Origin of the sequence: Micromonospora sp. NPDC047793, from assembly GCF_040642635.1 — a bacterium.
Classification (GTDB): Bacteria; Actinomycetota; Actinomycetes; order Mycobacteriales; family Micromonosporaceae; genus Micromonospora.
Map to the genome: position 1 here is coordinate 18,268 of NZ_JBEYSG010000003.1, position 13,686 is coordinate 31,953.

General features: G+C 72.1%; 15 protein-coding genes and 1 riboswitch. Of the genes, 10 read left to right on the forward strand and 5 right to left on the reverse strand.

The features are described 5' to 3' along the window. Positions 1-39 precede the first annotated feature (39 nt). Genes ABZ738_RS07805 through ABZ738_RS07815 form a run of 3 tightly spaced genes read left to right on the forward strand, consistent with a single transcriptional unit; the run spans position 40 to position 3,258 of the window. Positions 40-1,014 (forward strand): sugar ABC transporter permease, encoded by a 975-nt coding sequence (locus ABZ738_RS07805; protein WP_131052661.1) that lies wholly within the window; start codon positions 40-42, stop codon positions 1,012-1,014. Beyond that, entirely contained in the window at positions 1,007-1,846 is an 840-nt protein-coding gene (locus ABZ738_RS07810; RefSeq protein ID WP_131052660.1) for a carbohydrate ABC transporter permease, read from the forward strand. Before ABZ738_RS07805 ends, ABZ738_RS07810 begins: the two co-directional genes overlap by 8 nt. Continuing rightward, the gene (locus ABZ738_RS07815) at positions 1,843-3,258 is read left to right on the forward strand and encodes a GH1 family beta-glucosidase (RefSeq protein ID WP_357211818.1); all 1,416 of its coding nucleotides are present in this window, start codon (positions 1,843-1,845) and stop codon (positions 3,256-3,258) included. Before ABZ738_RS07810 ends, ABZ738_RS07815 begins: the two co-directional genes overlap by 4 nt. A gap of 70 nt (positions 3,259-3,328) precedes the next feature. Here the strand turns inward: ABZ738_RS07815 and ABZ738_RS07820 are convergent, their stop codons facing one another. Next, complete coding sequence (locus tag ABZ738_RS07820; protein ID WP_357211820.1) at positions 3,329-4,273, reverse strand: SDR family oxidoreductase; 945 nt, start codon at positions 4,271-4,273, stop codon at positions 3,329-3,331. A gap of 178 nt (positions 4,274-4,451) precedes the next feature. Here ABZ738_RS07820 and ABZ738_RS07825 point away from each other — a divergent pair, with 178 nt between their 5' ends. After that, entirely contained in the window at positions 4,452-5,294 is an 843-nt protein-coding gene (locus ABZ738_RS07825; protein ID WP_176094316.1) for a helix-turn-helix transcriptional regulator, read from the forward strand. Between the two features lie 19 nt (positions 5,295-5,313). Here the strand turns inward: ABZ738_RS07825 and ABZ738_RS07830 are convergent, their stop codons facing one another. The 3 genes from ABZ738_RS07830 to ABZ738_RS07840 all read right to left on the reverse strand — a co-directional run bounded on the left by ABZ738_RS07830 (position 5,314) and on the right by ABZ738_RS07840 (position 8,354). Next, a complete protein-coding gene (locus ABZ738_RS07830; protein ID WP_357211823.1) occupies positions 5,314-6,900 on the reverse strand; it encodes a hypothetical protein in 1,587 nt (528 codons plus the stop codon). A gap of 145 nt (positions 6,901-7,045) precedes the next feature. After that, a complete protein-coding gene (locus tag ABZ738_RS07835; protein ID WP_357211825.1) occupies positions 7,046-7,786 on the reverse strand; it encodes a hypothetical protein in 741 nt (246 codons plus the stop codon). Continuing rightward, positions 7,779-8,354: an RNA polymerase sigma factor gene (locus tag ABZ738_RS07840; RefSeq protein ID WP_236145681.1), complete on the reverse strand. Its 576-nt coding sequence runs from the start codon at positions 8,352-8,354 to the stop codon at positions 7,779-7,781. Before ABZ738_RS07840 ends, ABZ738_RS07835 begins: the two co-directional genes overlap by 8 nt. A gap of 79 nt (positions 8,355-8,433) precedes the next feature. On the opposite strand from ABZ738_RS07840, the gene ABZ738_RS07845 reads away from it, so the two are divergent. Both ABZ738_RS07845 and ABZ738_RS07850 read left to right on the forward strand, forming a co-directional pair. After that, positions 8,434-9,684 carry a hypothetical protein gene (locus ABZ738_RS07845; RefSeq protein ID WP_357211827.1) on the forward strand — a complete coding sequence of 417 codons (1,251 nt, stop codon included), beginning with the start codon at positions 8,434-8,436 and terminating at the stop codon, positions 9,682-9,684. Between the two features lie 188 nt (positions 9,685-9,872). Beyond that, complete coding sequence (locus tag ABZ738_RS07850; RefSeq protein ID WP_131052654.1) at positions 9,873-10,292, forward strand: roadblock/LC7 domain-containing protein; 420 nt, start codon at positions 9,873-9,875, stop codon at positions 10,290-10,292. 4 nt (positions 10,293-10,296) lie between these two features. Here ABZ738_RS07850 and ABZ738_RS07855 read toward each other — a convergent pair whose 3' ends face one another. Then, the gene (locus ABZ738_RS07855) at positions 10,297-10,701 is read right to left on the reverse strand and encodes a DUF2267 domain-containing protein (RefSeq protein WP_357211830.1); all 405 of its coding nucleotides are present in this window, start codon (positions 10,699-10,701) and stop codon (positions 10,297-10,299) included. 94 nt (positions 10,702-10,795) lie between these two features. Beyond that, a riboswitch (cobalamin riboswitch) is annotated at positions 10,796-11,001 on the forward strand. Between the two features lie 29 nt (positions 11,002-11,030). Here ABZ738_RS07855 and ABZ738_RS07860 point away from each other — a divergent pair. From ABZ738_RS07860 to ABZ738_RS07875, 4 genes are read left to right on the forward strand one after another with little or no spacing between them, the layout of a single operon-like run. Next, positions 11,031-11,723 (forward strand): energy-coupling factor ABC transporter permease, encoded by a 693-nt coding sequence (locus tag ABZ738_RS07860; RefSeq protein WP_131052652.1) that lies wholly within the window; start codon positions 11,031-11,033, stop codon positions 11,721-11,723. Then, complete coding sequence (locus tag ABZ738_RS07865) at positions 11,720-12,049, forward strand: energy-coupling factor ABC transporter substrate-binding protein (protein ID WP_131052651.1); 330 nt, start codon at positions 11,720-11,722, stop codon at positions 12,047-12,049. The genes ABZ738_RS07860 and ABZ738_RS07865 overlap by 4 nt, the downstream gene beginning before the upstream one ends. Further along, positions 12,049-12,792, forward strand: coding sequence for a cobalt ECF transporter T component CbiQ (gene cbiQ / locus ABZ738_RS07870; RefSeq protein WP_357211833.1), 744 nt, complete (start codon positions 12,049-12,051; stop codon positions 12,790-12,792). Before ABZ738_RS07865 ends, cbiQ begins: the two co-directional genes overlap by 1 nt. Further along, the gene (locus tag ABZ738_RS07875; protein ID WP_131052649.1) at positions 12,789-13,655 is read left to right on the forward strand and encodes an ABC transporter ATP-binding protein; all 867 of its coding nucleotides are present in this window, start codon (positions 12,789-12,791) and stop codon (positions 13,653-13,655) included. The genes cbiQ and ABZ738_RS07875 overlap by 4 nt, the downstream gene beginning before the upstream one ends. The last annotated feature ends 31 nt before the right edge of the window (positions 13,656-13,686 follow it).

A 13,686-nucleotide genomic window follows, 5' to 3' on the forward strand; every position in this document is an offset into this window, starting at 1 on the left:
CCGCCGACCCTCCCACGGCCAGCCTGCGGAAGGACCCTGATGGCCGTCACCACCTCGCCGCCCGTCGGCACCCCCACCGAGACCGGGCCGCCCGCGCGACGACGCTCCCGCCGACCCCGCCGCTCGCTGCTGCCGTACCTCCTGCTCGCCCCGGCCATCGTGCTGGAGTTGGCGATCCACGTCGTGCCGATGCTCGTCGGCACGTGGATGAGCCTGCTGGAACTCACCCAGTTCCACATCCGCGACTGGTCCGGCGCACCCTTCGTCGGGCTGGACAACTACCGCGTCGTGCTGGACGTCGACTCCGCCGCCGGAGCCGAACTGCTGCGCTCGTTCCGGGTCACCGTCGTCTACACGGTGCTCTCCGTCGGGCTGTCCTGGGTGCTCGGCACCACCGCCGCCGTCCTGCTGCAACGCCCCTTCCGGGGCCGGGCGGTGCTGCGCGCACTGTTCCTCACCCCGTACGCGCTGCCGGTCTACACCGCCGTGATCACCTGGACCTTCCTGTTCCAGCGCGACACCGGCCTGGTCAACCACGTGCTGGTCGACCAGTTGGGGTTGGTCGACGAGCCACCGTTCTGGCTGATCGGCGACAACAGCTTCGTCGCGCTGCTGATCGTGTCGATCTGGCGGACCTGGCCCTTCGCCTTCCTCTGCATCATGGCCGGGCTGCAGAACATCCCCGACGAGCTGTACGAGGCCGCCGCCATGGACGGCGCCGGGTTCTGGCGTCGGCTGCGCTCGGTGACCCTGCCGATGCTGCGCCCGGTCAACCTGGTGCTGCTGCTGGTGCTCTTCCTCTGGACGTTCAACGACTTCAACACCCCGTACGTGCTCTTCGGCGGCTCGGCACCGGCCGAGGCCGACCTGATCTCGCTGCACATCTACCGCAGCTCCTTCCAGACCTGGGACTTCGGCACCGGCTCGGCCATGTCGGTGGTGCTGCTGCTGTTCCTGCTGCTGGTCACCGCCGGATACCTGCTGCTGACCAACCGACGGAGGAACGATGCGTGAGACCGCCGCCGAACGCTGGTCCCGCCGGATCGTGCTGACGCTGCTCGCCGGGTTCGTGCTCGTTCCGCTCTACGTGATGGTCAGCTCGGCGCTCAAACCGTTGCAGGACGTGCAGGCCGCCTTCACCTGGTGGCCCCGACGCCCGACCGTGCAGGCGTTCGTGGACATGTGGTCGACCGTCCCGCTCGGCCGGTACCTGCTCAACAGCCTGCTGGTGGCGAGCGTGGCGGCCCTCTTCTCGGTCACTGTGGCGGTCTTCGCCGCGTACGCGGTCAGCCGCTACCGGTTCCGGGGCCGCCAGATCTTCTCGGTGACCGTGCTCTCCACCCAGATGTTCCCCGGCATCCTGTTCCTGCTGCCGCTGTTCCTGATCTACGTCAACCTGGGCAACGCCACCGGCATCGCGCTCTACGCCACCCGCACCGGGCTGATCATCACGTACCTCACCTTCTCGCTGCCGTTCTCGATCTGGATGCTGGTCGGCTACTTCGACTCGATCCCGCGCGGGCTCGACGAGGCCGCCCAGGTCGACGGCGCCGGCCCGCTGCGCACCCTGTTCCAGGTGGTGCTGCCGGCGGCGGTGCCCGGCGTGGTCGCGGTGACCGTGTACGCCTTCATGACCGCCTGGGGCGAGGTGCTGTTCGCCTCGGTGCTGACCAACGAGAGCAGCCGCACCCTCGCCGTCGGCCTCCAGGGCTACTCCACCCAGTTCAACGTCTACTGGAACCAGGTGATGGCCGCCTCGCTGGTGGTCAGCGTGCCGGTGGTCGCCGGCTTCCTGGCGTTGCAGCGCTACTTCGTCGCCGGCCTCACCGCCGGTGCGGTCAAGTGAGCCCGTCCACCGTGATAACCGAGGAGAACCCGCCCGTGCCGGACCTGTCCCCGCTGCCGCCCGACTTCCTCTGGGGAGTCGCCACCTCGGCCTACCAGATCGAGGGCGCCGTCCACGCCGACGGCCGCAGACCCTCCATCTGGGACACCTTCTGCACCCGGCCGGGTGCCATCGACAACGGCGACACCGGCGAGGTCGCCTGCGACCACTACCACCGGTGGCCGCAGGACGTGTCGCTGATGCGCGAGCTCGGCGTCGAGGCGTACCGCTTCTCGGTGGCCTGGCCCCGGGTCCGACCCGACGGCGTCGGCCCGGTCAACGCCGCCGGGCTGGACTTCTACGACCGGCTGACCGACGCGCTGCTGGCCGCCGGGATCCGCCCCTTCGTCACGCTCTACCACTGGGACCTGCCGCAGGCGATGCAGGACCGGGGCGGCTGGCCGCAGCGGGACACCGCCGAGGCGTTCGCCGACTACGCCGCCGTGGTCGCGGCCCGCCTCGGCGACCGGGTCACCGACTGGTGCACCGTGAACGAGCCGCTCTGCGTCGCCTGGATCGGTCACCTCGAAGGGCGGATGGCCCCCGGCGAGCGGGACCTGGGCCGTGCCGTGCACACCGCCCACCACGTGCTGCTCGGCCACGGTCTGGCCACCACCGCGATCCGGGCGCACGCCGCCGCCCCCGCGTCGATCGGGCCGGTGCTCAACCTCAGCCCGATCGACCCGGCCAGCGACCGACCCGCCGACCTGGCCGCCGCCCGCCGACTCGACGGGCACGTCAACCGCTGGTGGCTGGATCCGCTGCACGGCCGGGGCTACCCGACCGACATGGTCGCCACCTATGGCGTGGAACCGCCGGTGCGCGGCGACGACCTCGCGATCATCGCCACCCCGACCGACTTCCTCGGCGTCAACTACTACTTCCGGCAGGTCGCCGCCGACGACCCGGACGGCCCGGCACCGTACGCCCGGCAGGTGCCGGTGCCCGACGTGCCGCACACCGCGATGGACTGGGAGGTGCATCCGGCCGGCCTGGAACGCCTGCTGGTCGAGGTCGGCCAGGAGTACGCCCCGCCCCGCATCCTGGTCACCGAGAGCGGCTCGGCCTGGCCGGACGTGGTCGCCGCCGACGGCACCGTCACCGACCCGGAACGCACCGACCACCTGGAACGGCACCTGGCGGCGTGCGCGGCGGCGGTGAACCGGGGCGCCCCGGTGACCGGCTACTTCGCCTGGTCCCTGCTGGACAACTTCGAGTGGGCGTACGGCTACGACAAGCGTTTCGGCCTGGTGCACGTCGACTACGCCACCCAGCGGCGCACGCTCAAGGCCAGCGGTGCCCGCTACGCCGACCTGATCCGCACCCACCAGCGGCGTACCGCGACGGTCGATCCCGTCGCGGTACGCGGATGACGGGCCGACGGGGCCCGGGACGCCCCGGGTGCCGCGCCGGGCGGCATCCGGGGCACCCACCGCACTCGCCTCAGTCGGTCGGGTACGACACCGACGTCAACTCCTCCGACACCCGCCAGACGCGCTGCGCCTCGGCGGCGTCACCCAACCGGGAGTAGAGCTTCTGCTCGGCCGGCGCACCTCCCAGGTTCCCGATGCCGCTCGGCCCGTAGAACCGGCCACCGGCGGCGTCGGGGGAGGTGGCGGCGTACAGGGCGGGAAGCTGCGCGGTGCGGACCGTCCCGGCGACGATGCCGAGCGCGGACATGGTCCGGATCATGCGTCGGCCCATGGTGTCCCGCTGGCGGCCCACCTCGGGACGCGCGGCGAGCAGGCTGGTCGGGGCGATCCCCGGGTGGGACAGGTTGCTGGTGATGCCCCAGCCGTGGGCCCGACTGCGGCGGTCCAGTTCGAGCCCGAACAACCCGAACGCGATCTTGGACTGGCTGTATGCGCGCATCCCGTCGTACGAGCGCTCCCAGTTCAGGTCGTCCCAGTTGATGGCGTTGCGGTTCGCCGCGATGCTGAGCTGCGACGTCACCCGCGCCCGACCGGCGCGCAGCAGCGGCAGCAGGTGACCCACGAGCGCGACATGCCCCAGATGGTTGGTGCCGAACTGCAGCTCGAATCCGTCGGTGGTGCGTTGCAACTGCGGCGGGGTCATCACACCCGCATTGTTGACCAGGAGATGGATCGGCCGACCCTCCGCACGCAGCGTCTCGCCCAGCGTGGCGACGGAGGCGAGCGAGGAGAGGTCGAGCGCCCGCAGCGACACGGTCGCCCTCGGGTGCTGACGGCGGATCGCGGCGACCGCCGCCTCGCCCTTGCCCGGATTGCGTACCGGCAGGATCACCTCGGCTCCGGCTGCGGCGAGCCGGCCGGCGATGCCGAGCCCGATGCCGTCGCTGGCGCCGGTGACGACCGCCCGCTGTCCGGACAGGTCGGGAACGCTGATGTCGATCGTCTTACCTGGCATGTTCGTACTCCTGGGATCGTGTCGGTGTCTCCACCCTCGGAGATCCCGGCGGCGTTATTCAGGGACCGTCGATCCCCGGATCGCGCGGCCGGGTCAGCGCGGCGAAGGGGGGATCGGCGGGCCGTGGCTACCGGCCGACGCGGGCGGTAGAAACGAGGCGGCACCGAAGGAGGCACCCATGGCGATCGACCGGACCGGACTGGCGCAGTTCCTGCGGCGGCGTCGCGAGTCGCTGCAACCCGCCGACGTCGGCCTGCCGCGCGGGCAACGCCGCCGCACGAGCGGGCTGCGGCGCGAGGAGGTCGCGGCGCTCTGCCACATGTCGACCGACTACTACTCCCGGCTGGAACGCGAACGCGGCCCGCAACCCTCGGAGCAGATGATCGCCTCCATCGCCCAGGGCCTGCACCTCTCCCTCGACGAGCGCGACCACCTGTTCCGGCTCGCCGGGCACAACCCGCCCGCGCCCAGCGCCGCCGGCACCCACATCAGTCCGGGGCTGCTTCGCATCCTCGACCGCCTCCAGGACACGCCCGCGGAGATCGTCACCGAACTCGGCGAGACGCTCCGACAGAGCGCGCTCGGTGTCGCGCTCACCGGCGACCTGACCCGCTACCAGGGCCCGGCCCGCAGCATCGGCTACCGCTGGTTCACCGACCCGGATACCCGCGCCCGCTACGACCCCCGCGACCACCCGCACCTCACCCGGATGTTCGCCTCCGGACTACGCGAGATCGTCACGCTGCGCGGCCCCGGCTCCCGCGCCGCGTACCTGGCCGACCTGCTCCTGACGCAGAGCGACGAGTTCCGGCAGGTGTGGGAGGACCACGAGGTCGGCATCCGCCCGCACGAGGTGAAACACTTCGTCCACCCCGAGCTGGGCATGTTGGAGCTGACCTGCCAGGCGCTCGTCGACCCGGGGCAGGGCCACTCGCTGCTCGTCTACACCGCCGTCCCCGGCAGCGAGAGCTACGAGAAGCTGCAACTACTGGCCGTCATCGGCACCCAGGCGATGCACTGACCGCCCGACCGTCACCCGGTCACGGGGTGCTCGTCTGCTCCACACCGAGACCGGCCAGCACCGCGCCCCGGTAGACGACGACCGGTTCGCCGGAGCCGTCGCGCCGCGCCACCACCACGGCGTCGAGATCGCTCGGCTGCCCCCGGGGACGGGTCGGACGCAGCGAGAACAACAGATGTCCACCGTCCGGAGTGAGGATCACCCGGTCGACACGCTGGTCGTCGCCGGCGCCGGTGGACACCTCGGTCGCACCGCCGGACCCGTCGGTCACCAACACCCGGTCGGCCCGCTCCTCCCCGTCGGAGTCGACCAGCGTGTGCAGCACCGCACCGCCACCGAGGCTCGCGGTGGGCGTGGCTCCCGGCGGGGCGGTGGTCACCGTACCGTCGGGAGTGAGGGTGAGCGTCTCGCCGCCCGGCTGGAACATCACCGCCGACACCGTCGACGCGACGGCCGGCGGGGTGTCGGTCTTGCGTACCAGCACCGCCGACGCGGCGGGCGGGTTCGGCTGCGGCGTCGCGGTGGCCTCGGCGAGCCGCACCGACCAGGCGCGCGTGGGTCGCGGCGTCGGCTCGCCGCTGTCCGGCCCGAACGGCACGTCCACCACCAGGGCGGTGTCCCCGGACACGGTCGCGGTCACCGACCCCGTCATCGGCGGCAGGTCCGCCACCGGCGTGACCGCGCCCGACGAGAGATCGAGCACGGCGAGCCGTTTACTGTCGGAGCGGGTGTCCACCACCACGGCCCGACTCCCGTCCGGCGCGAAGGCGACCTCTCCGACCGGGCTGAGCAGGGTCCGCACCGCACCGTCCGGGGCGACCACACTGACCGCCCGCTGCCGGTCGACCAGGTGCAGCACCGCGAAGCCGCCCTCTGTCATCGCCCCCTGGACGGTCCCGCCGCCGAGCTCGACGGTGGGCCGGGACCGCCCGTTCGAGGTGTCCGCCACGACGAGCCGCCGGGGCCGATCCTTGCTGAGCGCCGCGAGGTAGCGGCCGTCCGCGCTGGCGGCGATCGGGTACGACGGCAACGTCACGGGCGGACTCGCCGCTCCGGTCGTCAGGTCGATCCCCCCGTACCCGGTGCGCGGCCGGTCCTGCCACATCACACCACCCAGCTCGGCGGCCGTGCAGGACGCCTCCACCGACGGCTGCGCGATCGCACCCTCGCCGGTCACCGTGAGGCACCGGGATCCCGTGATCGACAGCCCGGCAGCGACGCCGGTGACCTCCCGGGCGTACGTGTGCTCGGGCAACGTGACGTCCCGCAGCCGACCGCCCACGAGCAGCGCGTCCCGCCGGTCCTCCGCCAGCCCTCGCGCGACCGTCGGGAACCGGGGATCACCCAGGGCGAGGTCGACGTGCCGCCGGACCGGCGTCACCCCCGCCACGTCGTCCCCGAACCGGTCCACCGCCAGCAAGCCGACCAGGTCGCTACGTCGCTCGTCCGCCACCGGCACCGCCAACACCGCCGCACCGAGCCCCCGCACCTCGGCCGGCAGGGGCGCCGACCGCACCGGCAACTCCGACTCCGCCCCGTCGGAGCAGCCGGCGACCGTCGCGAGAGCGGCCACCGCGATCAGGGCGGTCCAGCGGGTACGCGTCATCCCGCCATTCTGATCACCCCAGGCAACCACCGCGACTCGAGGTCGCCGGGCGAGGTGTGGAGGTTAGGAGGGGTCCCCTGCTAACGCCTCATGCATAGCAGGGGACCCCTCCTTACATCCGGCGGCGCCGGCGCGCTGGATTCCGCTATCCGAGCGACGATGCGATCTCGACCGCCTCGATCACCGTCAGCTCGCCTTCGAGGCGGTAGGTCACCCCGTCCTGCTCCCAGATCAGCGTCGCGGCGGCGAGCCGGGCGCTCTCCTCCCGCACCACCCCGTCCCGATCCACGTACGAGATCGGGTGCGGGCCGGGAATCCACGCCGCCTGTCGTCCGCCGACCTCCGTCCACTGCGCCCCGGATCCGCCGGCCTGTTTGAGGAAGACGCCGTCGAGCCGTCCGTCGAAGGCGTCCAGCCGGATCTGACCGCCCCGGTAGAGCAGCGTCGCCACCCGGTGTCCCCCCGCGCCGTCCGGGTCGGCCACCAGCACCCGGTCGGGCGGGCCGAGCGCGGACGGTACCCGGACCGGGAACCGCACCAGCCGGTGCACCTCGCCCAGATCGGTCAGGCGTTGCGCGGGCAGCGGCGACGGGGAAGCCGTCGGTGGCGGCGGGTCGGGTGCGGTGCTGATCGTGATGCCGGCGAAGCGCAGCAGTCCGGCCACCGCGTCGGCCAGCGCGGCCCGTCCGGGCGGCAGGGCGATCACCAGCAGGGCGGCGAGAAGCGCGGCCACCGCGTACCGCCATCGACGACGGCGTCCCTCGATGGTCCGCGAGGATCGGGCGGGGGCGGCCAGCCGGGCGCGGACCCGGGCGGTGACGTCCGGCGGCTCGGGGGTCTCCAGCCAGGCGGACAGCTCGCGCAACTCCCGTTCGAGGTCAGCCACGGCTCAGCTCCTCGACGTCGAGCAGGCCACGCAGCTTCACCAGGGCGCGGGACGTCCGCGACTTCACCGTGCCGCGTGCCCAGCCGAGCATGGCGACCGTCTCGTCCTCGGACAGGTCGAGGAAGTAGCGGCAGACGATCACCTCGCGGTCGCGCTCCGGCAACGACCGCAGAGCCTGGACCAGGGTGGCTCGCCTTTCCCCGGCGAGGACGGCGTCGACGGCCCCGTCCTCGGCGGCCTCCGAGTACGGTGCCGCCCGGGCGGCCCGCAGCACCAGACCGGTACGCCGGTCGCGCGACCGGTGCAGGTTGCGTGTCTCGTTCGCCACGATCGCCAGCAGCCACGATCGGAACGAGGCGTCGCCGCGATAGCGAGACAGTTTCCGGTAGCCCTTCACGAACGCCTCCTGGACCATGTCCTCCGCGTCAGCTCCCGCGCCGAGCAGGATCGCCGTCCGGTACGCGGACGCGGTGTGCCGGGCGACCAGGAGTTCGTACGCCTCCAGGTCACCTGCCTGCGCGCGGGTGACGAGTTCCTCGTCGTCCAGGGGAACCTCCGGTGGGATCACTGTCCTGACACCGGTCGTGGCGTTCAGGTTCCACTCTCCGCCGACGGAACCGGAATCGGCGTGACGGTGTCATCCGGGCATGATGGCGACGAGGACGACCACCCGCCGTACCCTGTTGTCCGCGCTGGTGGGCGCGGGTGCCGCGACGCTGGTCGGGTGTGATCCGACCGGGTCACCGGTGGCAGGCGTGCCGCCGGATCCGCTGCTCGTGGACCTGGCCGACGGACTCGGCCTGCTTCGTGGTGCCGAACGGCAGGTGGTCCCGCACGCCGTCGCCACCGCCGACGGGCGGTCGGTGTACGCGAGCACGCCGGAGGGTGCCGACACCGCGTTCTGGCGGATCGAGACCGCCACCGGTGTCGCCTCCGCCCGGGTGCGGCTGCCCGGCCGCTGGGTGCCGCAGACGGTCTCCGCCGACGGCACGTGGGTGGCACTGACCACCGAGGCGGTGAGCGTCACCGCAGCGTCTCCGGCCGGGCGGGACGCCACGCCGGTGCTGATCGCCGACGCGGGTGGGGTGCGGCACCGGCGGCGACTGCCGGGCAACGTCGTCCCGGAGGCGTTCACCCACGACCACACCGGCCTCTTCGTGCTGGAGTGGCTGCCGCCGCAGACGCCGGACCGGTACCGGGTTCGGGTGGTCGACCTCGCCACCGGTGTGGCCGGCCCGTTGCAGACCCGCCTCAAGCAGGCGATCCCGGCGGGCGCGGAGGAGGAGATGCGCGGTGACGGGCGTCAGGCGGTACTCGCCCCGGACCGTCGCGTCCTGTACACGCTCTACACCCATCAGCCCGAGCATCGGCACACCCGGGACCGCATCAGTGGACGGCCGGGGAGCGACGTCCACGCTTTCGTGCACACGCTGCACCTGCACGAGCGGTGGGCGTACTGCGTGGATCTGCCGCACCCGTTCGGGGAGGGAACGGCCGACGGGCACGCCATGGCGATCGCCCCGGACGGTTCCCGGCTGTACGTCGCCGACCTGACCTCCGGGACCGTCGCCGAGATCTCCACCGAGGAACTGACGGTACGCCGTACCGCCGTCGTGCCCGGGGCGTCCGGCCCGGCGTACGCGACGGCGGACCACGATCGGCTCTTCCTCGGCGGGGCCGGTGTGCTGCGTACGGTGGATGCGGTCGGTCTGCGGGTCGTCGCCGAACGACCGGTCGACGCCCCCGTCACTGGTCTCGTCCTCGGCCCCGACGGCGGCCGTCTCTATGTGGGTGGGCCGTCGGCGGTGCGGTGGCTCGACCCGACCAGCGGTGCCGAACTGGGTCGTGTCGCCGTGCCCGGCCTGGTGGGGTTGCGGGGTCCGGTGCCGTCGTCCTGAGCGGGTGTCACCGTCGGTCAGAAGAGGGATTCCCGGTGTGACCGGGACGTCCGACCCGTCCGATTAGGGTGACCAGCGTCGTCGTACGTTAGGGGGATCAGAGAACAGGATCGGGCCACCAGTGGGCTCCTGAGGCCGCGTCTTCTCTGGTACGAACGTAGGAGTTTCGACGAGAGGACAGCGCCCTTATGACCCATGCCCTGGTCACCGCCGAGAACCTCAACGACGCGCTCGACGACATCGTGGATCGGGTGCCCGGTGCCAAGTTCGCGGTGGTGCTCTCCCCGGACGGCATCATGCTGGGGGCCTCGCGGGGCATCGACGAGGAGATCGCCGAGGAACTGTCCAGTGTGGTCTGTGGGCTCCAGGCGCTCGGTCTGGCCGCCGCCCGATTGTGCGGTGAGGGTGAGCTGCACCAGGTGGTGGTGCAGATGTCGCGGGCGTTCCTGTTCCACGCCACCACCGGCAACGGGGCGATCCTCACCGTCGGTATCGACGGCTCGGCGGAGGTGGGGGACATGGCGTACGAGGTCGCCCTCTTCTGTGCCAGGGCCGGGCACCACCTGCCGGTGTACGTGGAGCCGGCGCCCCACCTGACCGGGCGGTGACCCGCTAGCCGCGGTCGCGCTGCGCGTCGTACGACGGCGCCGGGTTGGCCGCCTGCCACAGTTCGGCCGGCAGGTTCGCGATGACGTCGTCGTGGTCGGCGGGGGCGACGTCACCTCGAATGGTGTCCAGGACCGCCCGGATGCCGGCCTCGGCCAGGTCGGGATCGACGTCGGCACGGCCGCCGACGCGGTCGACGAACACGTCGAGCCCGAAGCGTTCGGCGGTCTCGCTGGGCGCGAACGTGTACGCCCGCAGCCCTTCCGGGAGTCGGTCGGCCAGGTCCCGTGCCTCGCCGCCGTCGATCCGCTCGGCGAGCGTGGTCAGGGTGGCGCGCGCGATGGCGGTCGCCTGCTCCGTCGACGCGCCGGTGCGGTGCGCCACGGAGTCGATGAACTCGTTCTCGTCCAACCGGTCGGCCCCTTCTCGCAACGGATCTGGCGTCTACCCGTGAATCGTCGTGACAAACGGCACTCTTCACCCGCGTACGGTCGCGGTGGCATCGACGAGTCTTGTGCGTCGGTGTGCAGAACGGATAACGTCGCGCCGTCGCGGTAACGGGAAGCCGGTGTGATACCGGCGCGGCCCTCGCCACTGTGACCGGGGAGTTCACTCCGACTTGTACGCCACTGGGTCCGTGGAGGACCTGGGAAGGCCGGAGTACGCGACGATCCGGGAGCCAGGAGACCGACCCCGACATGTGATCTCGTCCACGAGGTGTTGGAAGGGGAGGTCGACTCATGCACATCGCTGAGGGCTACCTACCACCGGTGCAGGCGGCGGCATGGTTCGCGGTCTCGACACCGTTCGTCATCCACGGTGCGCGCAACCTGGTCCAGCAGGTCCGCGCGAACCCCGACGCGAAGCTGTTGCTCGGCGCGGCCGGGGCGTTCACCTTCGTCCTGTCGGCGCTGAAGATCCCTTCGGTGACCGGCTCCTGTTCCCATCCGACGGGAGTGGGTCTCGGCGCGATCCTGTTCCGGGCACCGGTGATGAGTGTGCTCGGCACGATCGTGTTGCTGTTCCAGGCGCTCCTCCTGGCGCACGGCGGGTTGAGCACGCTCGGCGCGAACGTCTTCTCGATGGCCATCGTCGGCCCCTGGGTGGCCTTCGGCGTGTACGCGTTGATCCGCCGGTTCGGTGGCGGCCTCGGCATCTCGGTGTTCTTCGCCGCTGCCCTGGCCGACCTGGCGACGTACTGCGTGACCAGCGCGCAGCTCGCGCTGGCCTTCCCGGATCCGGATTCGGGCTTCGTCGGCGCGCTGGCCAAGTTCGGGTCCATCTTCGCGGTCACCCAGATCCCGCTGGCGATCAGCGAGGGGCTGCTCACGGTCCTGGTGGTCCGGCTGCTGGTCCGGGTGAGCCCGCAGGAACTCCGCCGGCTCGGCATCCTGCGCCGTCCGGCCCCGACGACCCAGGGAGCGGTGGCGTGAAGTCGTTCGGCCGGACCAACCTGTTGTTGCTGCTCGCCGTGGTGGCGTTGGCGGTGGCGCCGCTGGTGCTGGGGCTCGGCAGCGGCGAGGAGCCGTTCGCCGGTGCCGACGCCCTCGCCGAGGAGGCGATCGTCAACGACCATCCCGACTACGAGCCGTGGTTCAGTTCGATCTACGAACCGCCGTCGGGTGAGATCGAGTCGGCGTTGTTCGCGCTTCAGGCCGCCCTCGGTGCCGGGTTCCTCGGCTATTACTTCGGGGTGGCCCGGACCCGGCAGCGGCTGCGTGGCGAGCAGTCCGCGACCGGGGAGAAGACCACCGACTAGTGCTCGCGTTGGACGTGGCGGCGTACGCCAGCCCCTGGCGACGCCGCCACCCGGTGGAGAAGGCCCTGTTGGCCCTGGGGCTGTTGAGCTGTTCCCTGCTCCTGCCGCCGTGGCCGGGCGCCCTGGTGGTGGGCCTGACCGCAGCGGTGGCGTTGCTCGGGCCGGCGGCGCTGCCGCCGCGTCTGCTGGTGCGGGTGGCCCGGACGCCGTTGCTGTTCATCCTGACCGGCTCGGTGCCGATGCTGGTGGCGGTCTCCGGTCCGACGCAGTTCCGGTGGGCGCCGGAGGGGCTGGTGACGGCCGCCACGACCGCCGGTCGGGCCTGCGCCGCGCTGCTCTGCCTGCTGCTGTTCGCCGCCACCACGCCGCTGGCCGACGTGCTGCCCCGGCTCCAGCGTCTCGGGGTGCCCAGCGCGGTCACCGAGGTGGCCGCGCTGATCTATCGGATGCTGTTCCTGCTGCTGGAGAGTGTGCACGCGGTGCGGCAGGCCCAGGCGGCCCGGCTGGGTTACCGGACCTGGGCCAGCACCTACCGGTCGCTGGCCGGGCAGGCCGGCGCGGTCTTCGTCCGGGCGTTCTCGCTGGCCCGGCGCTGGGAGGAGGGGTTGGCGCTGCGCGGTTACACCGGCTCGTTGGCGGTACGCACCGAGGTCCGCCAGCCGTCGGCGGCGTTCCTGGTCGTCACCGTGCTGCTGCTGGCGGCGGTGGTGCTGGCCACCCGGTTGCTGGTGGTGCTCGGGTGAGCGGCGATCCGCCGCTGTTGGAGCTGCGCGGGGTCAGTTTCGGGTACGAGGCGGAGCGTCCGGTACTGACCGGCGCCGACCTGTCGGTGCCGGCCGGGCGGCGGATGGCCGTGCTGGGGCCCAACGGCGGTGGCAAGACGACCCTGTTCCGGCTGATGGTCGGATCGCTGGCCGCCGACGCCGGCACGGTGCTGGTCGGCGGGGTGCCGCTGCGCCGGACCCGGGCGGGGCTGCTGGACGTCCGTCAGCAGGTGCAGCTGGTGCTCCAGGACCCCGACGACCAGTTGTTCGCCGCGACCGTCTTCCAGGACGTCTCGTTCGGGCCGGTCAACCTCGGTCTGGACGACGCGCAGGTGCGGCAGCGGTGTACCGAGGCGCTGGCCGCGTTGGAGATCGGCGACCTCGCCGACCGTCCCACCCACCTGCTCTCGTACGGCCAGCGTAAGCGGGTGGCGATCGCCGGGGCGGTGGCGTTGCGGCCCCGGGTGCTGATCCTGGACGAGCCGACCGCCGGACTCGACCCGTCGGGGGTGGAGGCGTTGCTGCGGACGCTCGACGCCCTGCACCGGGCCGGCACCACGCTGCTGCTCGCCACGCACGACGTGGACCTGGCGTACCGGTGGGCCGACGAACGGGTGCTGGTGGCGGGTGGCCGGATCCGGCAGGGGGTGTCCGGCGCCGAGTTGGGCGGCGGGGACCTGCTCGACGGTGCCGCGTTGACTCCGGCGTGGGCACCGGTGGTGCATCGGCTGCTGGACCGCGTGCCCGGCCTGGCCGGGGCCCGTCCGCGTACCCCGGGGGAGTTGGCGCGGCTCCTGGAGACTCCGGTCGGTACCGCCCGAAAGGTTCCGGAAGGACCTTGACGCATCGATCGACTTAGTTACGATCTGCGTA